General features: G+C 42.7%; 15 protein-coding genes, 2 tRNA genes, 3 rRNA genes and 1 pseudogene. 15 read left to right on the top strand and 6 right to left on the bottom strand.

What is annotated here, in order from left to right; translation table 11 throughout:
- Positions 1-51 precede the first annotated feature (51 nt).
- The 5 genes from RS893_RS10340 (at position 52) to rrf (ending at position 5,219) form a co-directional block, all read left to right on the top strand.
- A 16S ribosomal RNA gene (locus RS893_RS10340) occupies positions 52-1,542 on the top strand.
- Between the two features lie 165 nt (positions 1,543-1,707).
- Positions 1,708-1,781 (top strand) — tRNA-Ile (locus tag RS893_RS10345).
- An 83-nt stretch (positions 1,782-1,864) separates the two neighbouring features.
- A tRNA-Ala gene (locus RS893_RS10350) sits at positions 1,865-1,937 on the top strand.
- A 219-nt stretch (positions 1,938-2,156) separates the two neighbouring features.
- A 23S ribosomal RNA gene (locus RS893_RS10355) occupies positions 2,157-4,980 on the top strand.
- A 121-nt stretch (positions 4,981-5,101) separates the two neighbouring features.
- A 5S ribosomal RNA gene (rrf, locus tag RS893_RS10360) occupies positions 5,102-5,219 on the top strand.
- The 16S, 23S and 5S rRNA genes sit together here with 2 tRNA genes alongside, the layout of an rRNA operon.
- Before the next feature lie 334 nt (positions 5,220-5,553).
- Here rrf and RS893_RS10365 read toward each other — a convergent pair.
- A complete protein-coding gene (locus tag RS893_RS10365) occupies positions 5,554-6,432 on the bottom strand; it encodes a phosphodiester glycosidase family protein (protein WP_315791092.1) in 879 nt (292 codons plus the stop codon).
- 166 nt (positions 6,433-6,598) lie between these two features.
- Between RS893_RS10365 and RS893_RS10370 the strand changes: the two are divergent.
- From RS893_RS10370 to RS893_RS10385, 4 genes and pseudogenes are all read left to right on the top strand, one after another.
- Positions 6,599-7,248, top strand: a pseudogene (locus RS893_RS10370) (pseudouridine synthase).
- A gap of 158 nt (positions 7,249-7,406) precedes the next feature.
- A complete protein-coding gene (locus tag RS893_RS10375) occupies positions 7,407-9,086 on the top strand; it encodes a PAS domain-containing sensor histidine kinase (protein ID WP_315791093.1) in 1,680 nt (559 codons plus the stop codon).
- Positions 9,087-9,390: 304 nt separating this feature from the next.
- On the top strand, positions 9,391-11,433 hold the full coding sequence (locus RS893_RS10380; RefSeq protein WP_315791094.1) for a serine/threonine phosphatase: 2,043 nt from the start codon (positions 9,391-9,393) through the stop codon (positions 11,431-11,433).
- Between the two features lie 102 nt (positions 11,434-11,535).
- Positions 11,536-12,750 carry an FHA domain-containing serine/threonine-protein kinase gene (locus tag RS893_RS10385; protein WP_315791095.1) on the top strand — a complete coding sequence of 405 codons (1,215 nt, stop codon included), beginning with the start codon at positions 11,536-11,538 and terminating at the stop codon, positions 12,748-12,750.
- A gap of 91 nt (positions 12,751-12,841) precedes the next feature.
- Here RS893_RS10385 and RS893_RS10390 read toward each other — a convergent pair whose 3' ends face one another.
- On the bottom strand, positions 12,842-13,060 hold the full coding sequence (locus RS893_RS10390; RefSeq protein ID WP_009459095.1) for a DUF4327 family protein: 219 nt from the start codon (positions 13,058-13,060) through the stop codon (positions 12,842-12,844).
- A 522-nt stretch (positions 13,061-13,582) separates the two neighbouring features.
- Positions 13,583-14,530: an NAD-dependent epimerase/dehydratase family protein gene (locus RS893_RS10395; RefSeq protein WP_315791096.1), complete on the bottom strand. Its 948-nt coding sequence runs from the start codon at positions 14,528-14,530 to the stop codon at positions 13,583-13,585.
- Positions 14,531-14,774: 244 nt separating this feature from the next.
- Here RS893_RS10395 and purD point away from each other — a divergent pair, with 244 nt between their 5' ends.
- Complete coding sequence (purD, locus tag RS893_RS10400; RefSeq protein WP_315791097.1) at positions 14,775-16,052, top strand: phosphoribosylamine--glycine ligase; 1,278 nt, start codon at positions 14,775-14,777, stop codon at positions 16,050-16,052.
- Between the two features lie 161 nt (positions 16,053-16,213).
- Complete coding sequence (gene nblS, locus RS893_RS10405; protein WP_315791933.1) at positions 16,214-18,163, top strand: two-component system sensor histidine kinase NblS; 1,950 nt, start codon at positions 16,214-16,216, stop codon at positions 18,161-18,163.
- A gap of 338 nt (positions 18,164-18,501) precedes the next feature.
- Here nblS and RS893_RS10410 read toward each other — a convergent pair whose 3' ends face one another.
- Together RS893_RS10410 and RS893_RS10415 are read right to left on the bottom strand one after the other, a co-directional pair.
- Positions 18,502-19,218, bottom strand: coding sequence for an alpha/beta hydrolase (locus RS893_RS10410; RefSeq protein WP_315791098.1), 717 nt, complete (start codon positions 19,216-19,218; stop codon positions 18,502-18,504).
- Positions 19,219-19,408: 190 nt separating this feature from the next.
- Positions 19,409-19,786 carry a zinc ribbon domain-containing protein gene (locus tag RS893_RS10415; RefSeq protein ID WP_315791934.1) on the bottom strand — a complete coding sequence of 126 codons (378 nt, stop codon included), beginning with the start codon at positions 19,784-19,786 and terminating at the stop codon, positions 19,409-19,411.
- Between the two features lie 446 nt (positions 19,787-20,232).
- Between RS893_RS10415 and abc-f the strand changes: the two genes are divergently transcribed.
- Positions 20,233-21,858: a ribosomal protection-like ABC-F family protein gene (gene abc-f / locus RS893_RS10420; RefSeq protein WP_315791099.1), complete on the top strand. Its 1,626-nt coding sequence runs from the start codon at positions 20,233-20,235 to the stop codon at positions 21,856-21,858.
- 16 nt (positions 21,859-21,874) lie between these two features.
- Here abc-f and RS893_RS10425 read toward each other — a convergent pair whose 3' ends face one another.
- Positions 21,875-22,861 (bottom strand): LysR family transcriptional regulator, encoded by a 987-nt coding sequence (locus tag RS893_RS10425; protein ID WP_315791100.1) that lies wholly within the window; start codon positions 22,859-22,861, stop codon positions 21,875-21,877.
- 262 nt (positions 22,862-23,123) lie between these two features.
- On the opposite strand from RS893_RS10425, the gene RS893_RS10430 reads away from it, so the two are divergent.
- The 3 genes from RS893_RS10430 to RS893_RS10440 all read left to right on the top strand — a co-directional run bounded on the left by RS893_RS10430 (position 23,124) and on the right by RS893_RS10440 (position 26,079).
- The gene (locus tag RS893_RS10430) at positions 23,124-23,450 is read left to right on the top strand and encodes a DUF6825 family protein (protein ID WP_315791101.1); all 327 of its coding nucleotides are present in this window, start codon (positions 23,124-23,126) and stop codon (positions 23,448-23,450) included.
- A gap of 202 nt (positions 23,451-23,652) precedes the next feature.
- Positions 23,653-25,338 carry an AarF/ABC1/UbiB kinase family protein gene (locus RS893_RS10435; RefSeq protein ID WP_315791102.1) on the top strand — a complete coding sequence of 562 codons (1,686 nt, stop codon included), beginning with the start codon at positions 23,653-23,655 and terminating at the stop codon, positions 25,336-25,338.
- A gap of 15 nt (positions 25,339-25,353) precedes the next feature.
- On the top strand, positions 25,354-26,079 hold the full coding sequence (locus tag RS893_RS10440; protein WP_315791103.1) for a Stp1/IreP family PP2C-type Ser/Thr phosphatase: 726 nt from the start codon (positions 25,354-25,356) through the stop codon (positions 26,077-26,079).
- Positions 26,080-26,686 lie beyond the last annotated feature (607 nt).

Consider the following 26,686-nt stretch of genomic DNA (forward strand, 5'->3'; position numbering starts at 1 on the left):
CAAAAGCCGGATAAGAGCTAAACAAACAGTGTTTGTTTTGTTTGTAGAAACAAAACGGAGAGTTTGATCCTGGCTCAGGATGAACGCTGGCGGTATGCTTAACACATGCAAGTCGAACGGGGCTTTTCGGAGCCTAGTGGCGGACGGGTGAGTAACGCGTGAGAATCTAGCTTCAGGTTCGGGACAACATTGGGAAACCGATGCTAATACCGGATGTGCCTGTGGGTGAAAGGTTTACTGCCTGAAGATGAGCTCGCGTCTGATTAGCTAGTTGGTAGTGTAAGGGACTACCAAGGCGACGATCAGTAGCTGGTCTGAGAGGATGATCAGCCACACTGGAACTGAGACACGGTCCAGACTCCTACGGGAGGCAGCAGTGGGGAATTTTCCGCAATGGGCGAAAGCCTGACGGAGCAATACCGCGTGAGGGAGGAAGGCTCTTGGGTTGTAAACCTCTTTTCTCAAGGAAGAAGTTCTGACGGTACTTGAGGAATCAGCATCGGCTAACTCCGTGCCAGCAGCCGCGGTAATACGGAGGATGCAAGCGTTATCCGGAATGATTGGGCGTAAAGCGTCCGCAGGTGGTTGTGTGTGTCTATTGTCAAAGGGTCATGCTTAACATGATAAAGGCAGTGGAAACTACACGACTAGAGTGCGTTCGGGGCAGAGGGAATTCCTGGTGTAGCGGTGAAATGCGTAGAGATCAGGAAGAACACCGGTGGCGAAAGCGCTCTGCTAGGCCGCAACTGACACTGAGGGACGAAAGCTAGGGGAGCGAATGGGATTAGATACCCCAGTAGTCCTAGCCGTAAACGATGGATACTAGGCGTTGAGAGTATCGACCCTCTCAGTGCCGTAGCTAACGCGTTAAGTATCCCGCCTGGGGAGTACGCACGCAAGTGTGAAACTCAAAGGAATTGACGGGGGCCCGCACAAGCGGTGGAGTATGTGGTTTAATTCGATGCAACGCGAAGAACCTTACCAGGGCTTGACATGTCTGGAACTTCTGTGAGAGCAGAAGGTGCCTTCGGGAGCCAGAACACAGGTGGTGCATGGCTGTCGTCAGCTCGTGTCGTGAGATGTTGGGTTAAGTCCCGCAACGAGCGCAACCCTCGTACTTAGTTGCCAGCACTTCGGGTGGGCACTCTAGGGAGACTGCCGGTGACAAACCGGAGGAAGGTGGGGATGACGTCAAGTCAGCATGCCCCTTACGTCCTGGGCTACACACGTACTACAATGCTCGAGACAAAGGGCAGCAAGTCGGCGACGACAAGCAAATCTCATAAACTCGGGCTCAGTTCAGATCGCAGGCTGCAACTCGCCTGCGTGAAGTCGGAATCGCTAGTAATTGCAGGTCAGCATACTGCGGTGAATTCGTTCCCGGGCCTTGTACACACCGCCCGTCACACCATGGAAGCTGGTCACGCCCGAAGTCGTTACCCTAACCGTTCGCGGAGGGGGACGCCGAAGGTAGGACTGGTGACTGGGGTGAAGTCGTAACAAGGTAGCCGTACCGGAAGGTGTGGCTGGATCACCTCCTTTTAAGGGAGACCCAACCGATTTTAGATTTAAGATTTTGGATTTGAGATTTGAAAGACAATCAATCCGAAATCGGCTGTTTTCAAAAATCTAAAATTGAGTCATCCCGAGGTCGGTCGCAGGATTGATAGATATATGGCTTTCAAACTATGAAAAGGTTCGGATGATGGGCTATTAGCTCAGGTGGTTAGAGCGCACCCCTGATAAGGGTGAGGTCCCTGGTTCGAGTCCAGGATGGCCCACCTAAGAAAATGTTGAATGATGAATAATGAATGATGAAGTCAAAAATATCAGAATTCAGAATTCAGAATTTTTCATTTTTCAAGGGGGTTTAGCTCAGTTGGTAGAGCGCCTGCTTTGCAAGCAGGATGTCAGGAGTTCGAGTCTCCTAACCTCCACCTGGACTCACAAACTGCACTCACAGATTTGGAGAGAAATCTAGCATCTGAACAAACAAATTCAGGCTGCTGGGTGTAAATCCAGCCAGAACCTTGAAAACTGCATAGAGAAGCGAAAGTAGGTAGTCAGTGAACAGTAATGTCAGTGAACACTAATCAGTAGAAAAACTGGTAAGGTGGGAACTGAAAACTGAAAACTGAACAAACACCAATGTAAGTGGTCAAGCAAATAAGGGCTTGCGGAGGATACCTAGGCACGCAGAGGCGAAGAAGGACGTGGTTACCAACGAAAAGCTCCGGGGAGTTGGAAGCAAGCATAGAGCCGGAGATGTCCGAATGGGGGAACCCTAAAAACTGCCTATTGAATATATAGATAGGTAAGAGCGAACCGGGCGAACTGAAACATCTAAGTAGCCCGAGGAAAAGAAATCAAACGAGATTCTCCAAGTAGTGGTGAGCGAACGGGGAAGAGCCTAAACCAACGAGTATAACTTGTTGGGGTAGTGGGACAGCGTGATGCGAATCGTAGAGTTAGACGAAGCATTGAAAAGATGCACCAGAGAAAGTGAAAGTCTTGTAGTCGAAAACTTGAAGATAGTAGCTGTATCCCGAGTAGCATGGGGCACGTGAAATCCCATGTGAATCAGCCGGGACCACCCGGTAAGGCTAAATACTCCTGTGTGACCGATAGCGAAACAGTACCGCGAGGGAAAGGTGAAAAGAACCCCGATAAGGGGAGTGAAAAAGAACATGAAACCGCAAGCCTACAAGCAGTGGGAGGACGATTGAACGTCTGACCGCGTGCCTGTTGAAGAATGAGCCGGCGAGTTATAAGCACTGGTAGGTTAAGTGAAAAACACCAAGCCAAAGCGAAAGCGAGTCTGAAAAGGGCGGATATATCAGTGTTTATAGACCCGAACCCTGGTGATCTAACCATGACCAGGATGAAGCTTGGGTAACACCAAGTGGAGGTCCGCACCGACCGATGTTGAAAAATCGGCGGATGAGTTGTGGTTAGGGGTGAAATGCCAATCGAACCAGGAGCTAGCTGGTTCTCCCCGAAATGTGTTGAGGCGCAGCGGTTGTGAACAACTCGGGGGGTAAAGCACTATTTCGGTGCGGGCTGCGAGAGCGGTACCAAATCGAGATAAACTCAGAATACCCGAAGAAGACACAGCCAGTGAGACGGTGGGGGATAAGCTTCATCGTCAAGAGGGAAACAGCCCAGACCACCAGCTAAGGTCCCGAAATCATCGCTAAGTGGCAAAGGAGGTGGGAGTGCATAGACAACCAGGAGGTTTGCCTAGAAGCAGCCACCCTTGAAAGAGTGCGTAATAGCTCACTGGTCAAGCGCTCCTGCGCCGAAAATGAATGGGACTAAGCGATGTACCGAAGCTGTGGGATTACATTGTAATCGGTAGGGGAGCGTTCTATACAGGAAGAAGCACTAGCGGCAAGCAGGTGTGGACAGTATAGAAGTGAGAATGTCGGCTTGAGTAGCGCAAACATTGGTGAGAATCCAATGCCCCGAAACCCCAAGGGTTCCAGAGCCAGGTTCGTCCACTCTGGGTTAGTCGGGACCTAAGGCGAGGCCGAACGGCGTAGTCGATGGACACAGGGTCAACAATCCCTGACTAAAGTATGGGAGCATTGCTAGGGACGCATGAGTGGAGGCTACACCCTAACTGGATTGGGAGGAGTTTACGAACTCCGAGTAGTCGAAATGAGTGTCAAGAAAAGCTAGTAATGTGTTGAGCATACTTTACCCGTACCCGAAACCGACACAGGTGGGGAGGTTGAGAATACCAAGGGGCGCGAGATAACTCTCTCTAAGGAACTCGGCAAAATGGCCCCGTAACTTCGGAAGAAGGGGTACCCGAGAAGTCGGGTCGCAGTGAAGAGATCCAGGCGACTGTTTACCAAAAACACAGGTCTCCGCAAACTCGTAAGAGCATGTATGGGGGCTGACGCCTGCCCAGTGCCGGAAGGTTAAGGAAGTTGGTCAGGGGGCAACCCTAAAGCTGACGACCGAAGCCCCGGTGAACGGCGGCCGTAACTATAACGGTCCTAAGGTAGCGAAATTCCTTGTCGGGTAAGTTCCGACCCGCACGAAAGGCGTAACGATCTGGATGGTGTCTCGGAGAGAGACTCGGCGAAATAGGATTGTCTGTGAAGATACGGACTACCTGCACCTGGACAGAAAGACCCTATGAAGCTTTACTGTAACCTGGAATGGTGTCCGGGCTGAGCTTGCGCAGGATAGGTGGGAGGCGTAGAGGCATTCCTTGTGGGGGATGTGGAGCCAACGGTGAGATACCACTCTAGTTCAGCTAGGATTCTAACCCGCGACCGTGAGCCGGTCGGGAGACAGTTTCAGGCGGGCAGTTTGACTGGGGCGGTCGCCTCCTAAAAGATAACGGAGGCGCGCAAAGGTTCCCTCAGCACGCTTGGAAACCGTGCGACGAGTGTAAAGGCATAAAGGGAGCTTGACTGCAACACCAACAAGTGGAGCAGGTAGGAAACTAGGCCTTAGTGATCCGACGGCGCAGCGTGGAATGGCCGTCGCTCAACGGATAAAAGTTACTCTAGGGATAACAGGCTGATCTCCCCCAAGAGTCCACATCGACGGGGAGGTTTGGCACCTCGATGTCGGCTCATCGCAACCTGGGGCGGAAGTACGTCCCAAGGGTTGGGCTGTTCGCCCATTAAAGCGGTACGTGAGCTGGGTTCAGAACGTCGTGAGACAGTTCGGTCCATATCCGGTGCAGGCGTAAGAGTATTGAGAGGAGCCTTCCTTAGTACGAGAGGACCGGGAAGGACGCACCGCTGGTGTACCAGTTATTGTGCCAACAGTAGACGCTGGGTAGCCATGTGCGGAGCGGATAACCGCTGAAAGCATCTAAGTGGGAAGCCCACCTCAAGATGAGTACTCTCATGGAGCAATCCAGTAAGGTCACAGGTAGAACACCTGTTTATAGGCTCTAAGTGGAAGTGCAGTAATGTATGAAGCTGAGGAGTACTAACAGACCGAGGGCTTGACCTCACCTTTAACATTGTTTCGCTTCAACATTCTATGCAGTCTTCAGGGTTTTGTTGATTGCTAATTGCTCATTGGTAATAGCTCCAACTAAATATTACCAATTACCAATTACCCATTAGCCTTTCCTGGTGTCTATGGCGCGGTGGAACCACTCTGAACCCTTCCCGAACTCAGTTGTGAAACGCTGCTGCGGCGACGATAGTTGGAGGGTTGCCTCCTGTCAAAATAGCTCGATGCCAGGACTTTTTTACCAGAAAAGAAGCCGTTTTAGATATATCTAGGGCGGCTTCTTGGCTTATTTTCATTGCAGGCTTAAATCCATTGGTCACAAGTTATAGTAATCGAAGCTTAGATTAGGTAGGACAACCTAAGTTCGGGTTAAATAGATGAAGGTAAAAGCCACTCCAGTTGAAGCCTAGATTTTTTAGAGTGGTGACAAAAAGCGATTAATCCGTTTTTTTGAGTCTGCGAGGGACACTTTTATCTGCATCTTTGCAGCAGCAATTGAATCGAGCCTTGCTAATTGCTTTGGATTTATCAGGACAAGTTGAGTTTGAATGATTTGAAAGCGATCGCCTATATATTTCTTTTCGGTATCACTGGACGCTCGCCTCTTTGAAACCTTGCCCATGATTGACGTAAGGCAGTAGGGGCAGGATAGTTAGTATCATAAACTACAATCACATTTGTCAGACGTCTATGGGCAGGGACTAAGATGTTACCGTGAGCAGCAAAACCTCTAGATGTTCCTCCATCTAAATTCATAGCTTCGTAACAACCCATTGCTCTCATCGCTTTTGCTTCTTGTTCTAAAGTCAAACGCTCATTGAAATTGACTAAAATTAGCTTTTTACCACTCGCAGGATATCCAATGGCTACCCGTGTAGCTACACCCAATACATGAGGATCTTTAAAGCCTTCTAATTTTGGTTTCAGCCAAATTTTTCCTTTTCTTAATAGTCTCGGGCCACAAGTAATTGAAAACCAATGCTCTTTCCATTTAGGTTTACCATCAACCCGTGCTGTAACCATTTCAGGTTTGTTTCCTGCTCGCAAACCCAAAGTAGTACCAAAGTTTTCCCACTTACTATACTTTAGGAATCTTCCTCCAGCTACCATGTTACCCATTACAGTTTTCTTGCTGCTTTTAGCAAAAAATGTGCCACTTGTGACAACCGCAGCGTGATGACGGGCTACCATCTTACTAAATTCTTCGTCACCACTACTACGCCTTGACGAATTAGCAAAAGGTGAATTATTTCCTAAACCAATAGTAATAAATGTTTGAGGGTCAGTCAAATCAATAATTGCCCGATAAAAAGAAATGCCATTGATTTTACCCTTGTTTACTTTTACAGTTTGAGCTGTAGCAGGCAGTACTAGAGACGAACTTTTTGCCAAGAAAGCACCAGCCAAAAATAAAAAAGACCGACGCCACATCTTGGAACTTACCATAATTCACTTCTCACTCTATTGTCTAGATTGAAATCCCTAAGCCCTTGTTGATTCTGTCAATGTGGAGACGATTATAGAAAGATGCGGAATAAGGAAGACAAGGGGGAGTAGTAAACATTAACTACTAACTACTAACCACTAACAAATCACAAATGATCAATGACCAATGACAAATTATTATCGATACATTTTGTTTTACAAACCCTATGGGGTTTTGTGTCAATTTACTCGAGATACTCCTACTCGTAGCACATTAAAAGACTATATCTCGATTCCTGATGTGTATCCGGTGGGGCGTTTAGATTGGGACAGTGAAGGTTTATTGTTGTTGACGAATCACGGACAACTACAAAATCGACTTTGTGATCCTCGGTTTGGACATGAACGTACTTACTGGGTACAGGTGGAACGCATTCCTGATACTGCTGCTATGCAAAAATTAGAAGCAGGTGTAATAATCCGGGATTACCGTACTCAACCAGCTAAGGTGAAACTGTTGTCAGAAGAACCAATCTTACCTGAGCGTGACCCGCCGATTCGATTTCGTAAGAATGTACCGACAGCATGGCTGGAAATGGTTTTGACAGAGGGAAAAATCGGCAAGTACGGAGAATGACGGCTGCGGTGGGTTTTCCGACTTTACGACTGGTACGAGTAGCGATCGCTCATTTATACTTAGATAATCTTAAACTAGGCCAGTGGCGTGATTTGACACCAAAGGAAATAAAGTCACTGTACAACTTAACTTTTCCAAATCTCTCCTCAGGGAAGCAAAAGGGCTTACAAATAAAGGCACAAAGCAAAGGACAGTCTTGATGAAACAATTTCACCTTTTTTGTTCCCTGTTCCCTGTATTCTTCTTAATATAAGTTCTTATTAGTTTTTTCACGGAAATTAGACTATAAACAGTATAATAATCTTTTATTTTTGACCTCCTTAGTTAACACCAGCGCTTGGGTGCAAGCTTAAGTCTTATGAGCCTTAATCAGCGATCTAGCTGGCATCATGCTTGCCAACAACAACATAATATGGTTTCTGCAACACCTGCACGCTTGGAACTTGTACCAGAAAGAGCTTCCGAAGTCGAAACTTGCACAGCAGAATCCTGGCGTCGTACCCAAGAAGAACTGTTATGGTATCGCAAATTGTATGAAAATACACCTTGCCTGTACTTAACAATCAATCAAGATGGAATAATATTATCTGTCAATAAATTTGGTGCTACTAGTCTTGGCTATTCTCCAGAAGAATTAGTACAACAGTCTGTTCTGAATTTATTTGCTCAATCAGAACAGTATAGACTATCTCATGCATTGATGACGTTATTTGAGGATGCACAAGAAAACGAAATTGTCAATCTTGAACTGCGCTTAAATTGCCCTACCAGTCAAATGAAATGGGTAAAAGTCGTGGCAAGGATACTGCATCCTGAAAAGGAAAATCCATTGATTTCAATAGTTTTTGAAGACATAACTGTTCATAAGCTTTCAGAAGATGCCTTGCGAGAAAGCGAACAGCGCTTTCACACAATGGCAAATACCGCACCTGTGATGTTGTGGATGGCTGACTCCAAAGGATTATGTAATTTTTTTAACCAGTCATGGTTAGAATTTACTGGACGCAATCAGGAACAAGAGCAAGGTTTAAGTTGGCTAGAAGAAGTACATCCCGAAGATAAAAATTTCTGTACACAGACCTACGAAACCGCTTTCAATACACGCACGAAGTTTCAAATAGAATATCGCTTCAAGCGTGCTGATGGAGAATATCGTTGGATTTTAAATACTGGTGTGCCTCGATTTACTCCCAGTGGAAACTTTGCTGGTTATATTGGTTCAGCTATAGATATCACAGAGCGAAAATTAGCGGAAGTTGCTCTTAAAGAAAGCCAAAAAGCGACACAAGCACAATTAGAGGAATTAGAAAGCCTCAATCGCCTCAAAGATGAATTTCTCAGTACAGTTTCTCATGAACTAAGGACGCCACTCACCAACATGAAAATGGCTATACAAATGCTGGGAATTGCTCTTAATCAAGAGCAAAAATTGCTTTTAGAAATAGCAAAACCCTATCCAGAACGCTCAAAAGTGGCTCGTTACTTCCAAATTTTAAACAATGAATGTGAGCGAGAAATCAATTTGATAAATAACTTTTTAGATTTACAACGTCTAGATACAACTGCCAAACCCTTAGTATTAGAAACTATTCAAGTCCAAGAATGGTTAGAAAGGGTGGTAGAACTATTTCAAGCACGCAACCGCAACTGTTCTTTACACAATTTACAACTGAGGATAGCTGATAACCTTCCCAGTTTCATTTGCGATCAATTTAGCTTGGAGCGTATTTTAATAGAACTGTTGACAAATGCTTGTAAATTTAGTCCTCCAGGCGCAGAAATTATCATTTCTGCTCAGTCAAAGCCCAATTTCATGCAAATTCAGGTCAGTAATGATGGTGTAGAAATCCCTGTATCAGAATTACCACGGATCTTTGATAAATTTTACCGGATTCCCAGTAACGATCCTTGGAAACAGGGAGGTACAGGATTAGGGTTAGCATTGGTAGAAAAACTCACCAAGCACATGGGAGGAACTATTAAGGTAGAAAGTGGGTCAGATCGTACTTGTTTTACGATTCAACTTCCATTGTTATGAAGCGTTGAACATTAAACATTATAAAAATCGTCAGTACCCAATTCTCAACTACCAATTACCAAATTTAAAGAAATGTTTTGTAATGTGCTGCTTAAGATTATTTTAATGGCAAGTTATTGTAAGGAGTCGACTTGCCAAGATATATGATATTTGGCTAATATGCGTAAAAATTAAGACTGCCACAAAAACTCACATGTGAAACTACAATCATTTGTAGGTCTACTATAGGCAGGGGCTGCCGATTGTGGCACTTTGAGCGTAGTAGCCACAAGCACCTTGGAGCGGGAATTAAGGAACTTCCACAATGCTGATTTGCCCTCAGTGTAAATTTGAAAACCCCATTTCCAACAAATTCTGTCAAAAATGTGGGGCGTCCCTGACCCACAAGTTCTGTCCACAATGCGATACCCAAGTGCCTGTGGATGCACAACAGTGTCATAACTGCGGTGCCGAATGTGGCAAAGTTTGGTGGGCAATTATTACCAAAGTAGGAGATTCACAAGTAACAGGAGATTTTAATGAACCAGAGAAGGAGATAGGCGGTAGCGAGGAGAGTGCGAGTGTCTCCACATCACCATCTCAGGTAGTCTCCGTTTCTGCTTCTACTCTATCTCTTCTGTCAGAAGATCCCTACTTAGACCAGCAAAAGCGCTATCAGTTGCTACAACCACTGCCAAACTTGGTAGATTTAGCGCCTCATACTCAAGTGTATGTACGAGTTTTAGATTGTCTGCCTTATCAGGTTTCTCCTCTAGAAGCAATGATTGCTAATCAGCATCAGGGACTAGTAACGCCTGCAATAGAGGCTAGTGGTGTTCCTGCTTTTGCTAAAGCATATATTGCTTTAGCAGCCTATACTCATCAAGGTATACCACCTATTCACGATGCATGGCAAAACGAAAACATACAAGTGGTACTCATTGAAGACCGTTCTGATTGGAAGTATTTGCTAGATTTATGGCGCGATGAGTCAACTAGTTGTCTACAAATGATCAACTGCTTCTATCAGATGACACAACTTTGGGCACTGCTAGAACCCCTGAATAGTTGTCACAGTCTCTTGGATTTATCGAATTTGCGGTTGGATGAAGACCAAGCAGTGGCGTTACAAATGTTATATGTATCACCGTTCCAGCAAAGCAGTACTGACAACATACTGACTCATGAAGAAAATAATACACCTGAGCAAATTGAAGATGTTTTAAATATTCAAGCTCTAGCCCAAGTCTGGCACAAGCTTTTTAGTGAGTCTCAACGCACACAATTTGGTTCTTTGTTACAACTTTTGACAGATTTGGAAGCAGGTAAGATTAATAATTTGTTGCAGTTACAGTCTAGTTTGCAAGCGATCGCTACAGAATTACAACCAACTTCTAGTTTCAATGACTCAGATGTGACTTCAACAGTCAATTTAGTTACTAATTCACCGACTATTCTGCAACTAGGTGAGCCACAAGAAGACAATGCTTCAAAAAATGATGATATGCCAACGGTAGTCCTACCAATGCAGCTAATCAGCTTAGAACATGCTGGACTTACCGATGTTGGGCGTCAACGACATCATAACGAAGACTACTTTGGTATTGATACCAAAATAACTAAGCTGGAATTGCCTACTAGCCGCAATGTCCAAGCTCGTGCTTTGTATATTCTTTGTGATGGTATGGGTGGACATGCTGGTGGGGAAGTAGCCAGCGCCTTAGCTGTTAACACTGTGCAAAAATACTTTCAAACTCATTGGGTCGATCATAAATTACCTACAGAAGAACAAATCCGCGAAGCAGTAGGACAAGCAAACCAAGCAATTTATAATGTTAATCAACAAGATGCCCGGTCTGGTGTTGGGCGTATGGGTACGACTTTAGTGATGCTGTTAATCCAAGATACTCAAGCAGTTGTAGCCCATGTAGGCGATAGTCGCCTTTATCGCCTGACTCGCAAGGGAGGCTTAGAACAAATAACAGTAGATCATGAAGTTGGTCAACGAGAAATCTCACGAGGAGTAGAGCCTAGTGTGGCATATACCCGACCAGATGCATACCAACTCACACAAGCTCTTGGTCCTCGTGATGAACACTCAATTTCTGCCGATGTGCAATTTTTGGATATTGCTGAAGATAGCCTGTTTATATTAGCATCGGACGGTTTATCAGATAATGATCTACTAGAAACTCACTGTTCAACTCATTTACTTCCCCTACTAAGTTCTGGTACTAACCTGGAAACTGGCGTCAGGGATTTAATTGATTTGGCAAACGACTACAATGGTCATGACAACATCACCATTGTACTGATTAGGGCAAAAGTACGCCCTAATTTAGATAGTCAAAATATGGTTAATGGTTAATGGTTAGTGGTTGTTTGTTGTTTAGAGAAACAAACAACAATCAACTACCAACTACTAACTACCAACTACCAACAATTCCCATTCCCTTAGTTACTTTGTAATGTGGTTATTCTGACCCTGTTAGAACCGCAACAAAAAACGCCCCTCCAGGAGTGGCATTTTGAAGACGAGTCCGTGATTCGGATTGGTCGTTCGGCGGATAATCATGTTGTTTTAACCGATACTCTTGTATCCCGATACCATCTTGAACTTAGACATATCAGTTCTGGTTATGATGACAGTTCCTGGCAGGTGATTAGTAAAGGTACGAATGGTACTTTTCTTAATGGTGTGCTGGTAACTCAAAGTCATGTACCAAATGATTCACTACTGCAATTGGCGTGGGGAGGCCCAATCCTAAAGTTTCACATTCAGCAGACAAGGGTTCAAAACAGGTCAACACACTCGCTTAGTAGTTGTACCCACGAAGGAAACTCCCCTAATAATCTGTTTTGTATCCATTGTGGTCAACCCTTGACTGTCCTCAAAACCATTCACGATTATCAGGTGTTGCGGACACTGGGACAGGGAGGTATGGGTACGACCTACCTGGCTTGGGATGAAACTGGAAAAATCAGCGGACAGCCTCAGCTTTTGGTGTTGAAGCAAATGAATGCTGACATGGCCAAAATTGCTAAGGCCCGTGAACTATTTGAAAGAGAGGCCAACACTCTCAAATCTCTTCATCATCCCGGAATTCCCCAATATTATGATTTTTTTGAGGAAGGAGGAAAAAGATATCTGGCAATGGAATTAGTTCATGGCCAGGATTTAGAAAAATTGATTTTATACAAAGGGCCTGTGACTCCATCTCAGGCAATCGCTTGGATGATCCAAACCTGTGACATCTTAGACTATTTACATAGCCAAGAACCTCCGCTAATTCATCGCGATATCAAACCTGCAAACTTGATGGTGCGGAATTCAAATAATGGCATAGTTGTGTTGGATTTTGGCGCAGTGAAAGAAATTGTTGGCACTGCACCTGGTACTCGAATTGGTGCAGAAGGTTATTGCGCCCCTGAACAGGAACGGGGACAACCTCTTACCCAATCTGATTTATATGCCATTGGCCCAACACTCATTTATCTGCTGAGTGGTGAAAATCCTTTCAAGTTTTACCGCCAGCAAGGGCGAAGCTTTCGGTTTGATTTGACGAAAGTCCCCACTATTACCCCTAAACTAGCAGAAGTAATTAATCGCGTTACACAACCATTGCCACGCGATCGCTATCAAACAGCAAAGGACTTAGCTGTTGCCTTAGCAACTTGTCAATAAGAAATAGTTGGTAGTTAGCAGTTGATTGTTGGTAGTTGATTGTTAGTAAGTTTTCCAAACAACAAACAACCAACAACAAACAACTCTATTCCTACTCTTCGTCCCAAGCCTCTACTGCTAATAAATCACTAACAGGGTCTTGCATATTAAATCCAAAATCCAATAACTCTTTTTTCCAATACTGCCACTCATTACCGAACAGCAGAGCGATTTTCCAGATACTATCAGTTGGCTTGATAATGTTTGAGTCTACGAGTGATTGCACGTTACGCTGCAATTTCACCATTGGGTGAATTACTTGCTGAATCATAACCTCGATTGAATTTCAATTCAGATTTGGTTTGGTAAATGCTTAGTCAAAACTGCTTTCCATTTCGGAACTATTGCCGAACCGTAGAGTTTAGTACTTTGGTAAAGCTAGTCTTAGCTTCTTAAATATATCATAACTAACTCTACTTAGTTGCTATCAAATTCGGTTTTGTACGGTAATCACCACTAAAAAAGTTTAATTGTGACTACCAGCCATTGCAGACACTTATATCAACAAATCGCATCTCTTCCAAGCATAGATAATATAGCTGGGAAAGGATAGTATGATTTTATTCGTTTTTTCATTAACATGTGTGCATTAATTGACAAACCCATAGAAACAAGGGCTTAACGGTAGATTTTTGAGTAACAGCAAAATTTACAGGATTAAGACATCTACCATTTCTAGGAAATTTTTATATAGGATATCGTAATCCTTTGGAGTTGGAGAATATAAATTTCAATTTTTATAAAAATTTAATGTTTTACCAACCTAGACTCCTTCTGCCTTCTGTATTGTGTTTTAATAAAATGATTGTATCCATTGCCATTCTTGTCTTAGACCGTCAGATAAAGAAACTTGTGGCTGATATCCTAAAATCTTTCGTGCTTTTGACACATCTGCCGCAGTGTGACGGGCATCTCCCATTGCTTTTTCTATATAGTTCTTTTTGATGAGATGTCCAACTATTTCTTCCATTGTGTTTAAAACTTCTGCTAAAACAACTGTACTACCACCACCAATATTAAAGATTTCCCCTATAGCTTCTGGTACAGTAGCGGCAGCTAAATTAGCCGCAACAGCATCATTAACAAAAGTAAAGTCTCGGGTTTGCTGTCCATCACCGTAAATAGGAATTGCTTTATCTGTTAAGACTGCTTTAAAAAACTTATGAAATGCCATATCAGGGCGCTGCCTCGGGCCATAAACAGTAAAATAGCGCAAAGATACAAATGGTACACCAAAATTTTTGTGATAAAGTCCACATAAGCGCTCAGCTGCAAGCTTTGTAATTCCGTAAGGGGAAACAGGCTTAGGACAAATTTCTTCATGGGTAGGTAGAGTTTCAGCATCACCATACACACTGGAAGTAGAAGCGAATACTAACCTTTGGAGAGAAGGAGTATCTTTTGCTGCTTCTAATAAAACTTGAGTACTGTTAATATTTCGTTCGGTGTAAGCACGAAACCCTTGTCCCCAGCTTGCCCTCACCCCCGCCTGCGCTGCCTGATGGTAAATTACATCAACATTTTTTAGAAGTGTTTGCCAGTCTAGAAACTGAATATTTCCTTCTACTAATGTAAAAGCGGGATGGTTTCGCAAATGTGCAATGTTCTTACGCTTGATTGTAGGGTCATAGTAATCATTAAATTCATCAATGCCGATTACCTCTTCTCCTTGTTTCAACAATGCTTCTACAAGATGAGAACCAATAAAACCCGCAGCTCCGGTAACTATACTTTTAGTCATAGTGTCCTATTTTTGGGATAATTTTTTTACTTGATATTCACAGGTTAATGCTTGTAAGGTACTAACTGCCACTCCTTAATATACCTGTATTAAATATTACTTTACTTTCTTCTGCCCTCTGCCTTTCCTCTTATTAACTCCAGGTTATTCTTTGGACTTGCATAAGTATTAGAATTGGTGAAAAAATTGAACGGCGAGCAGCCTTTAAGGATTCTCGCACTTCAAGGGACGCAAGAGGAAATCTGTGAAAGTTTTAGTTGTAGGTAACGGAGGGCGGGAACACGCCCTTGCTTGGAAACTATTGCAATCGAGGCAAATTGAGCAAGTTACATGTGTACCAGGAAATGGCGGTACAGCCAGTATGTTACATTGCCAAAACTTGCCTTTAGGAATAGATGACTTTGAGGGTATTGGTCAGTTTGCCCAAAAAGAGCAAATTTCTCTGGTTGTAGTTGGGCCAGAAGTACCTTTGGCTATGGGTATCTCAGACTATCTCAACTCACAAGGCTTGAAGGTTTTTGGCCCAACTAGGGGAGGGGCGCAAATAGAAGCGAGTAAAGCTTGGGCAAAAGCTTTAATGCAAGAAGTAGGAATTCCTACAGCTCATAGTGCGGTATTTACGCAAGCATCTGCCGCTAAATCTTACGTAAAAGATCATGGTGCCCCCATTGTTGTGAAAGCTGATGGCTTGGCAGCAGGTAAAGGTGTGACAGTTGCTCAAACACTCGATCAAGCTATTGAAGCTATCGAAGCTATTTTTCGGGGGCAGTTTGGCAATGCTGGGAAATTTGTCGTCATTGAAGAATGTTTAATTGGTGAAGAAGTCTCTGTTCTAGCCCTAACAGATGGGTTGACAATTCGGTCATTGTTGCCAGCTCAGGATCATAAACGTAGCGGTGAAGGTGATACAGGAGAAAATACAGGTGGTATGGGAGCTTATGCTCCAGCGCCTATTGCCACGCCAGAGTTAATGGCACGAGTTCAAAAAGAAGTATTAGAGAAAGCGATCGCAGCTTTTAGAGCCAAGAACATTGATTATCGAGGTGTACTCTATGCTGGATTGATGATTACTCCTGATGGCGGTTTTAAGGTTTTAGAATTTAATTGTCGGTTCGGTGATCCAGAAACCCAAGTGATTCTGCCACTCTTGGAAACACCGTTAGAAGAGTTAATGCTTGCCTGCATTGAGCAGCGCTTGGCACAAATGCCACCCATCGCCTGGAAACAAGGTGCTGCTGCTACTGTTGTTGCTGCTGCACTTGGTTATCCGGGGACTTATGAAAAAGGTAAAGTGATCGCAGGAATTGCAGAAGCCGAAGCCATAGGAGCAACTGTTTTTCATGCTGGTACTAAGTTACAAGACGGACAATTAATCACTGATGGAGGTCGAGTACTAAACGTCACTGGTACAGGAGAAAATTTTGAGCAAGCATTAGCTCAAGCATATGCTGGTATGAGATGCATTAATTTTGAGGATATGTATTACCGGCGAGATATCGGTCATCGGTTAAAGGGGGTGTAAGAGTGAGGGTGTGAGGGTGTAGAGAGGATAGCACTGATTTTTAAATATTATGACTTCGTTCTTAATTATTTCCCTTATACCCCTATACCCCCCTTACTCAAAGCAACAAACGACGTCTTTAAATGGCAATAACCACAGACATAACAAATTTTTATTTTAAGATGCTGGCTCTTTTAAAAAACATCCGAGAAACGATCGCAAATTGGTGGTCAGAGTTCACTCTCCAGACCAAACTTTTGGCTGCTGTAACCTTGGTGGTTTCTCTGGTGATGAGTGGTCTGACCTTTTGGGCAATCAATACGATTCAGCAGGACGCCCGTTTGAATGACACTCGTTTCGGTCGTGACTTAGGACTGCTGCTGGCTGCTAACGTTGCTCCATTAATTGCCGATCATAATTTGACTGAGGTAGCACAATTTTCTCAACGCTTTTACAGCAGTACTTCCAGTGTGCGTTACATGCTTTATGCTGATGAGACTGGAAAAATCTATTTTGGTATTCCCTTTTGGGAACCGGAGGTTGAAACCTCCTTAACGATTGAAAGACGCATCCAACTACCAGAGGATTACGCTGCTGATGCCGACAAACCAATGGTGCGACAACATATGTCTCCAGATGGTGTAGTCACAGATGTATTTGTGCCTTTGACGGTGGAAAAAAAATATCTGGGTGTTTTAGCGATCGGCATTAACCCCAATCCGAACGCTGTCATTTCTACAAATTTCACCCGCGATGTCACCATTGCTGTATTCATTTCTATTTGGGTAATGGTGATTTTAGGAGGGGTAATCAATGCTTTAACAATCACCAAACCAATTAAAGAGTTATTGCTGGGTGTAAAGCAAATTGCTGCGGGCAACTTTAAGCAGCGTATTGACTTGCCATTTGGAGGTGAACTCAAAGAGCTAATTTTCAGCTTTAATGAAATGGCAGAGCGCCTAGAACGCTACGAAGAACAGAATATTGAGGAACTAACTGCTGAAAAAGCCAAGTTAGAAACGTTAGTTTCTACGATCGCTGATGGTGCGGTTTTGATAGACGACCATATGCAGGTGATTTTAGTCAACCCCACAGCTAGGCGCATTTTTGGTTGGGAAGGACTGGATGTTGTAGGTGAGAGTGTTTTAAATTACTTGCCGTCAGCAGTACAAATAGAAATCACTCGTACTTTATATGAAATGGCAGGCGGGGAATGTGAAAGTGCCGAATTTCGTATTCCTTTCACTCAACCGAGTAAACGCACTATTCGCCTTCTCTTAGCTACTGTATTTGACCAACAAAGGGAGAGTGTGAAGGGAATTGCGATTACTGTGCAAGATATCACTCGAGAAGTAGAACTAAACGAAGCTAAAAGTCAATTTATCAGTAACGTTTCCCACGAATTACGTACTCCCTTATTTAATATCAAGTCTTTTATTGAAACTTTGCACGAATATGGGGAAGAACTCAGTTCAGAACAACGGCAAGATTTTTTGTTAACTGTCAACCATGAAACTGATCGCTTGACACGTTTGGTAAATGATGTTTTAGATTTATCTAGGCTAGAATCTGGACGAAGTTATCACCTAGATGGGGTAGATTTAACGCAAGCAATAGAACAGACACTACGTACGTACCAGCTTAATGCCAAGGATAAGGGTATAGAACTATATCAAGAAGTGGAACCCAATTTACCTTTAGTAGTAGGTCATTATGATTTATTGCTGCAAGTGCTAGCAAACTTACTAGGCAATGCCCTGAAATTTACTAAGGCTGGCGGTAAAGTCATGATTCGTGCCTATCAACTAGAACCGCAGCCACACGATAGCGATCGTCCTGCTCAAGTGCGAGTAGAAATTGCTGATACTGGTATTGGCATTGGTTCAGAAGATCAAGAAGCAATTTTTGATCGCTTCTTTAGGGTAGAAAATCGTGTTCACACCCTAGAAGGTACAGGATTAGGACTATCAATTGTCAGAAATATTATTGAAGAAAAACATCACAGTAAAGTTCATTTGGTGAGCGAAGTGGGTGTAGGTACAACTTTTTGGTTTGATCTGGCAGTATTTGAAGAACCTCTTTTGTCTTCAGCTAAAGCTAGTAGTGATTGCAAAAATCACAGCGAATTATGAAACATGTCTAATGTGAATTAAAACTATGACAAAAATTATGTTTTGATACCGTTTCTCCAAAAAATGACTACAGATGTTCTTGGCTTGTAGTAAGCACTTAAATGCTTACTACTAACTATGTTTAGTTATACTTTTAAGAATTGGGATTAAACTCGAACACAGATGCACACAGATACACACTGATAATCTATCTGTGTTTATCAGTGTCCCATGAGTGTACCCTGCGGGAAGCCGCCCTTGGGGGCGTCTACGTTAATCAAAATTAAACTCTGAACAATTGGCAAAAAACCTTAATATTGCTTCTTCAATTCACATCAGACGTGAAACGCTAATAAAACTCATAACTTTTCCAGGAAGTGATGTAGAAGCAAACCTAACTGACTCGAATGCGTCAGCCACAAACAATGCCCTGCCCCTTCGATTCGCTCAAAACAAGCAAAAGGCATCAGGTGTGCCAGCTGTTCGACAGGCCAGCTTGGACGAATATCCTCACTACCCACCACTGCCAGCATCGGTACTGTGAGCATTGAAAGCTGTTTCCACAAGGTTGGTTGTTTGATAACCGCCTTCCACGAAAGGTTGCTTGCCTCATTCACTTCCTGGTTCAGTGGATAAACTAATTCTGGCGTTTGGTCTTCTCCTGCGTCGCGCCTTCTGTGGTAGACGTCCTTCCAGTCCTGGTCGTTTTGTAGACCTCTACCAGATAGATAAATCACGCCACTGGTGCAAGTAGGATGTGTCAGAGTATACGCCAGCGCGACATCTGTCCCCCAAGAGTGACCCAGCACTACCCACTGTTCAAAATCAAGAATTTTGCGGAGTTGATTAAGGTTAGCGATCGCTGTCTGAAGGTCATATGGTGGCGTCAGAGAAGAACGACCGCACCCCCGTGCGTCAAAGCGGATTGTGTGTACAACATTATCTATGAGTGAAGCCACGGGTTCAAGGTAGTCACAGCAGCCTGGGCCACCACTAATTAAAACTACAGGAAAGCCTTCACCTTGTTCAGCTACCCATAATGTAGCCTCGTTTACTTGTACAAAATGTTCTTTCACCCTGAAGAGTTTCTTAAGACATTATCGCAATTATGTAGTATAAATTTTTATTTAACCTTCTGACTTGAGAGAACCTCACCCCGGCTACGCCACCCCTCTCCTTACCAAGGAGAGGGGCTAGGGGTGAGGTTTTTCATGCCTAGTGGTGAAACTTGTTTCATTGGGATTGCCTTTTGCCTTTCTTCGGTCTTTAAGATTGCAACAGAGCTATGAGCAAACACACTAATAATAAAGCCAATAACAATAATAAAGCCTGATTACGTTTGATCCAGTTTCTCGCTGTTGCTCTAAAGCTTTTTGCTTCACGCAACTGCTGTAACTCCAGTTCACTTTCTGCAAGATTTTGGTATAGTGTACATTCTTTGGCATAAGGACGCTGGGGAAAATTACAGCTATCATCAGCGTGGTAGGCACAACTGTCACAGAGATAGCTATTTCCAGTTGCTCTGTGTAGGGGAATACCAGGATGACCGTAAGCTTTTAGTTGAGCGCGACAATAAGGACAGGTGATAGCTTGCCTATTTACAGGTTGATGACAACGAGGGCAAGTAGTTTTAGTAATGTCCACAGCTTGAATGTCAATAAGTAAATACTTTGATCTTAATATTTTATTTTTTTGATTGGAGTTTCCGAAATTGGAATTTGCTAAGCTGTAGTTAGTGTCAAAGCTAAACACGTACTCAACACGTAGCCAAACATGAAGTAGTAACGAAGAAATCTGCTCTATCGCAGCAAGTGACAAAAAATAATCATCGCGAGCAGGCCTTGTTGTTAAGGTTTTATCATAATTTATTCTCCACATTGATTCTTCCGAAAGTGTTTGCGGCAGAGTTAATTGTGCGTGTATAGAATTCAATTTGCTTAAATCCAAGCTTGTTTATTACTGCTTACCTAGCAAAGTCGTGTTGTTGTGCTTGAGCATAACTACAAAAAATGTGGCGTCATGGCTAGGTAGATAAAGTTTGAATCTGACTCTTTACACGCATTCCTACATAGCGTGATTGAGGTTTGGTGATGCAGAAAAAACCGATACTTTTAGCTGAAAATTTAAGTTACGAACTTAGAGCCAATAGAACTTTGTTCCAAGGAATTCACTTAAATCTTGAACAAGGCGATCGCATTGCTTTAATTGGTTCTAATGGTGTAGGGAAATCAACACTTTTAAAGATTCTTTCTGGTGAAATTGCTCCTACTACTGGTTCTATCTCACGTCATGGTGTGATTTATTACTTGCCACAAATTAGTGCAATTCGAGAGAAAGTCAAAATAGATGCAGTCATTAATTTCTTGAGTAATATATCTGAGGAATGGTGGCAAATTGAAGAAATTTTACAGGTAAAATTCAATACAATTGTTGATTTATCTCTACCGTTAGTTAATTTAAGCGGTGGGGAACTTACAAAATTATTTCTGGCAATTGGTTTATCTCAACAGCCCAATCTACTTTTGTTGGATGAACCAACAAATCACATGGATCTTGACGCACTCTTGAGCTTGAGTAATTTCCTGAATGAATTTAAGGGTGCCTTTGTAATTATCTCTCATAAACCCTTTTTTCTAGATCAAGTAGTGGATACTGTTTGGGAACTTACATCCAATGGGATGAAAGTGTATGGAGGTAATTTTTCTCTCTATCGAGAGCACAAACAAATGGAATTAGAAGCAGCGTTGAGAACGCATGAAGTTGCCAGAAAAGAACTAAAACGCGCTCAAGCCGCAGCTTTGCAAGAACAAAAACGAGCAGCGCGATCGCATCGCAAAGGACAACTTCGTAGTAGTAGTATGCCCAAAATTTTTGCAGGAGGACTGAAACGAAAAGCTGAGGTGACAGCAGGTAATGCCAAAAAGAAACATGAAGCCGCAGTTGACAAAGCAACTCAAAAATTCACAGAAACAAAAGTTAAGACAACGAAGGCGACGAATATTCAAATAGAAGAGAAAAGCCAAAAACGCAAAAATCTTATTGATATTCAAGGTGCAAATCTGTGGGTGTCAAATCGCCTATTAATTAAAAACATCCAATTGCATATCTCTTCTAGTGATAGAATTGCGATCGCTGGTGCTAATGGTTCTGGCAAATCGAGTTTGGCCAAGGCGATTTTAAACAATGGAAAATTTTCTTTTTCCACGTCTTCACATCAAGCATTTCTAGAATCGGGAGAAATTTTACTGGCTCCTGGCATGAAAGTTGTGTATTTGGATCAAACATACGAACTTGTCAACCGGGATCAAACTATCCTCGAAAACATGCAAGCTGCTCATCCTAATCTCAGTTATCAGCTTTTGCGCCAACAACTGGGACATTTTCTATTTAAGTACGATAATGTAAATAAATCCGCATTGGTGTTAAGTGGTGGCGAGTTAGCAAGGTTAGCAATTGCCATAAGCAGTGTTTCAAAAATTGACCTGCTAATTCTTGATGAGCCAACCAATAACCTCGATATAGAAAGCGTCGAGCAAATGGTACAAGCTATTAATGAATATCAGGGTGCAGTTTGGGCTATTTCCCATGATTTAGATTTTCTCACCCGGATCAACATCAATAAAGCTTTTCGGTTGACTCAACAAGCTTTGCAAATGACTACATATCTGCCACATCAAAGACAGGAATTTTATCAGGAATTACTTGATCAAAGCTAATGCTCCCGGATCAAGGCTATATCCATAAAGCTTCAACTACTTGCATTGGGTTTTCTTTGTTAGCAGAAAATCTTTGACCTTCTTTGAGCAAATACTCAAGAAAAGTACTAGCAGTTATTGGTAGCTGTTTTTTCTTAGGAAAGATGATCTGCCATTGACGATGAATTGGGAAATTATCAACATCTAATATTGCTAGATGGTTTCTGACTTCTGCACAGTTAAGGGTGTGCATAGATATGATCGAAACTCCCAAACCATCAATTACAGCTTGCTGAATTGCTTCATTGCTGCCTAGTGCTATGTTAATTTGCAAGTCTATTTCGTGTTGTTTGAAAAATTGTTCTACTATCATGCGGGTTCCTGAACCTTCTTCGCGCACGATTAAGGGTTCCTCAGCAAAAGCTTTTAGGGATAAATTGCGTTGGTTAGCAAAAGGATGAGTTGCAGGAGCGATTGCTACAAGGGGATTAGCTAAAAACGGCCTTACCTCTATGTCTTCTCTATTCGGTGGACAACTCATGATATACAAGTCATCAAGGTTGTCATGCATTCGTGCCAACAGCGCTTCATGATTGGTAAACTCCAAAGACAATTTCACACCAGGGTAGAGTTGACAAAAAGGCTTCAGTAGTTTAGGCAGGAAATACTTTGTTGTAGTCACTGCTGCTAATCGCAGTCGTCCCTGTCTCATCCCCTGTAAGTCAAAAATGGTTGTTTCTAGGCGATCTAGACACTGCAATATCTCCCGGCAAGTATGCAAAACTTCTTGACCTGCTTGGGTCAAGTAGATACGCTTACCCACTTGTTCAAACAGGGGCATACCAACAGCCTGTGCAAGATGCTTGACCTGCATTGATACTGTTGGTTGGGTAACAAACAACTCTTCGGCAGCACGAGTAAAGCTACAGTGTCTCGCAGCTGCTTCAAATACCTGCAACTGATCGAGAGTAATAGATTTTGAGAGGCTATCCTTTTGTCTAAATTCTGCCAAAGAACTTTTCATAGAACTGTGTAAGTGTCTGTTAATAAAAAAATAAAAAATTTTAGCAACACAAATGTTGCTTAATTTTTGTTTAGTATTAATATACATTACTTTAACAACATTAATGTTGCTAAAGTTTAAATCTATAGACTAAGTTGTTCCTTGTTGGTGGCTAGTAGTTGATTGCTCGTTTTTGCGAAACACTCAACAACACTTTAAGTAGAAGCAGTAAAGCGAATCGGCAAGTTATAATTTTTGTGCGGACAAGACGTAACAAAAATTTATGAGTAACCCCCTGGTACAAGCTTTTTTTGTAGGTAGAGCAGTAGCTGAAGTCATGACAGAACGTCTGGAAAACGCTTTGACTGACGCTTTGAGCGAAGTAGGTAAGCTTGATGCGGAACTCAGAGAGCAGCTACGCCAGTTCACAGACGAAGTGATGGAACGAGCTAATCGAGCCGCCGATGTTGTTGACACAGGTGAAAGCACTGGATTTGGTCAAACAGGTACTAATCCTGTAGATTTGCAAGCCATGATTGATGAACTGCGGGCAGAAATTGCCTTTTTGCGAACAGAATTACAACGTTATCGTAGCAGTAGAAATAGTTAGTTACTGGTTAGTAGTTAGTGGTTAGTGGTTAGTAGTTTTTTGTTTAGAAAAATCAACTAGTAACCAATGACCAATGACCTATGACCAATCATTCCGAGTAGGGTATAAGCCTCTAGATGACCTAAGTGGCGTCAATCCAAAATCCAAAATCTAAAATCCAAAATTGTTTGACTTAGTTCAAAACCAGCGGTAAGCAAAGCATATGGAAAAAGGTTATACAGATAAGGCATACCGTTGGAATCGCGAAAACTACTCGAGTAGACGGCGGTTTGTAGACATTTGGTCATTTGTATTGACCTTATTGTATAGACTCTGGCTCTACAACAAATCTTGGAGTTATGCTGGTGGAGTTACTGAAGCCAAGCAAGCTGCTAGACGCAAAGTGTTAGCAGTGTGGATTCGTAATACTCTGCTGGATTTAGGACCGACCTTTATTAAAGTTGGGCAACTTTTTTCTACACGTGCGGATATTTTTCCTAGCGAATATGTAGAAGAATTGTCAAAATTACAAGACAAAGTGCCTGCTTTTAATTACCAGCAAGTAGAAACGATTATTGAGCAAGAGTTGGGTAAAAAGATACCGGATCTCTTTGCCAGTTTTGAGCCAATTCCTCTAGCTGCTGCTAGCTTAGGACAGGTACACAAAGCAGTTTTGCGCTCAGGTGAAGCTGTCGTTGTGAAAGTGCAACGTCCAGGATTAAAAAAGCTATTTGAAATTGATTTAAAAATTCTTAAAGGTATAGCTCGTTACTTCCAAAATCATCCAAACTGGGGTAAGGGGCGGGATTGGCTCGGAATTTATGAAGAGTGTTGCCGTATTCTTTGGGAAGAGATTGATTATCTCAACGAAGGACGCAATGCTGATACTTTCCGTCGCAATTTTCGCGCTTACGAATGGGTAAAAGTACCGCGTGTTTATTGGCGCTATACTTCCTCGCGAGTTTTAACTTTAGAATACGTTCCTGGGATCAAAATTAGTCAATACGAAGCTATTGAAGCTGCGGGTTTAGATCGCAAGCAAATTGCTCGTCAGGGGGCTCAAGCCTATCTACTTCAGCTACTTGATAATGGTTTTTTCCATGCTGATCCACATCCTGGCAATATCGCTGTTAGTCCAGATGGTGCTTTAATTTTCTATGATTTTGGCATGATGGGACGCATCAAGTCCAACGTGCGAGAAGGACTGATGGAAACGCTATTTGGCATTGCTTCTAAAGATGGCGATCGCGTTGTCCAGTCTTTGATCAATTTGGGCGCATTAGCACCTGTAGAAGATATGGGCCCTGTACGGCGTTCTGTCCAGTACATGCTGGATAATTTCATGGATAAGCCTTTTGAAAATCAGTCCGTAGCAGCAATTAGTGACGATTTATATGAGATAGCTTATGATCAGCCTTTTAGGTTTCCAGCTACATTCACTTTTGTGATGCGCGCCTTCTCGACTTTAGAGGGTGTAGGTAAAGGCTTAGACCCGGAATTTAATTTTATGGAAGTTGCCCAACCATATGCAATGCAGCTTATGACAAATATGAATGGTTCCAACGGCAATAGCTTTTTAAATGAACTAAGTCGGCAAGCTGCCCAAGTTAGTAGCACAGCACTTGGACTCCCCCGGAGACTGGAAGATACACTAGAAAAACTTGAGCGTGGAGATGTACGCCTACGTGTCCGGTCTATTGAAACAGAGCGTCTATTACGTCGGCAGAGTAATATTCAACTTGGCATAGCTTACGCGTTAATAATCAGTGCTTTTACACTTTCAGCAACTATCTTATTTGTAAATAATTATTTTTGGCAGGCAGTTTTTATTGGTTTGCTCGCAACCGCAGTATTATGGTTGCTAATTAGACTGCTAATGCGTCTTGACCGTTATGACCGTATGTATTAATTTTTGCAGAAATATATGAAACTTCGTTTTACCGGAATTAGTGATCCGGGACTTATTCGTTCTAATAATCAAGATGCTTACTATATTGACCCAGAAGGGCGCTTTTTCATAGTTGCTGATGGCATGGGCGGTCATGCAGGAGGTGAACAGGCAAGTCACATTGCTGCACAAGAAGTGAAAAAGTATTTGGTTGACAGTTGGAATTCTTCCAAAACCTCAGCGCAGTTGTTAGAGGATGCTCTTTGGCAGGCAAATCAAGCTATCTTACAGGATCAGGAAAATCATCCAGAACGATCTGATATGGGAACAACAGCTGTGGTAGTGATTTTCCGCCCTGGAGAACCTCCTTGGTGCGCCCATGTTGGTGACTCTAGGCTATATCGCTTCCGAGATTCCCAATTGCAACAAATTACTGAAGATCACACCTGGGTAGCACGTGCCATCAAAATGGGTGATATCACACCAGATGAGGCACGGATTCATCCTTTCCGTCATGTCTTGTCTTGTTGTTTAGGACGTGAAGACCTGCATCAAATTGATTTACAACAACTTGATGTGAAAAGTGGTGATCGCTTGCTGTTATGTAGCGATGGACTCACAGAAGAACTAGTGGATGAAAAGATTGCTTCCTACCTTCAAGAAAGCCTGCTTGTGGAAAAAACTGCGATCGCCCTTGTTGAAGCTGCTAAAAAAGAAGGTGGACACGATAACATCACTGTTGTCATTATTGCTTTGGAATAACTTGGCGATCAGGGACAGGTGATAGGGGATCAGGAATTAGAAATTGGTGTTTATTTTCCCCCTTGCCCCCTTGTTCTCTTAGTCTTCCTTGTCCTTTTAACCTTCTCTAGTAACTGATCCCCGATCTCTTTTCCCCTTTTTGGTAAATATACTCATCATTTTGTTCAGCCTGAGCATTTTTCTAATTTACAACTTGCTACATATAAATTTAACCTCTGAAGAAACGTACCTACAGAGGCTTATTTTACTATCTTTAGTTGGTTGACACCTTACGCTTTATAGGTTATGGCAAATATAAATTAAATTTATACCCTCTCTTTGAGCTATCCCAAAGAGTAATAAGGGAATTTCGCCTAGCAGAGCGTTTCTGGAAAACCTAATTTTTACCGAAATATCTTTAGGTAGACTTGAGGTTTATATCAGTAGGATGAAAACAAAGATATTGGTTAGTCAAAAAATCCCCATAAAGGATATAGGCAAACTGTCAAACACTTGTTATCTTTCTTAATATAGATAAAATAAGTGCTAGACACTTAAAAGACTAGCCTAATCGTCTCTTCGGAGCTTTTGTAACTGATCTAACTTTTACTTATTTTTTAGGAGCTAA

The organism is Fischerella sp. JS2 (genome assembly GCF_032393985.1).
Taxonomy (GTDB): domain Bacteria; phylum Cyanobacteriota; class Cyanobacteriia; order Cyanobacteriales; family Nostocaceae; genus Fischerella.

Coding starts and splice junctions, on each gene's coding strand:
- RS893_RS10365 (WP_315791092.1), bottom strand. CDS start 6,432: ATGGTAAGTTCCAAGATGTGGCGTCGGTCTTTTTTATTTTTGGCTGGT.
- RS893_RS10375 (WP_315791093.1), top strand. CDS start 7,407: ATGAGCCTTAATCAGCGATCTAGCTGGCATCATGCTTGCCAACAACAA.
- RS893_RS10380 (WP_315791094.1), top strand. CDS start 9,391: ATGCTGATTTGCCCTCAGTGTAAATTTGAAAACCCCATTTCCAACAAA.
- RS893_RS10390 (WP_009459095.1), bottom strand. CDS start 13,060: ATGATTCAGCAAGTAATTCACCCAATGGTGAAATTGCAGCGTAACGTG.
- RS893_RS10395 (WP_315791096.1), bottom strand. CDS start 14,530: ATGACTAAAAGTATAGTTACCGGAGCTGCGGGTTTTATTGGTTCTCAT.
- nblS (WP_315791933.1), top strand. CDS start 16,214: ATGCTGGCTCTTTTAAAAAACATCCGAGAAACGATCGCAAATTGGTGG.
- abc-f (WP_315791099.1), top strand. CDS start 20,233: ATGCAGAAAAAACCGATACTTTTAGCTGAAAATTTAAGTTACGAACTT.
- RS893_RS10425 (WP_315791100.1), bottom strand. CDS start 22,861: ATGAAAAGTTCTTTGGCAGAATTTAGACAAAAGGATAGCCTCTCAAAA.
- RS893_RS10430 (WP_315791101.1), top strand. CDS start 23,124: ATGAGTAACCCCCTGGTACAAGCTTTTTTTGTAGGTAGAGCAGTAGCT.
- RS893_RS10435 (WP_315791102.1), top strand. CDS start 23,653: ATGGAAAAAGGTTATACAGATAAGGCATACCGTTGGAATCGCGAAAAC.
- RS893_RS10440 (WP_315791103.1), top strand. CDS start 25,354: ATGAAACTTCGTTTTACCGGAATTAGTGATCCGGGACTTATTCGTTCT.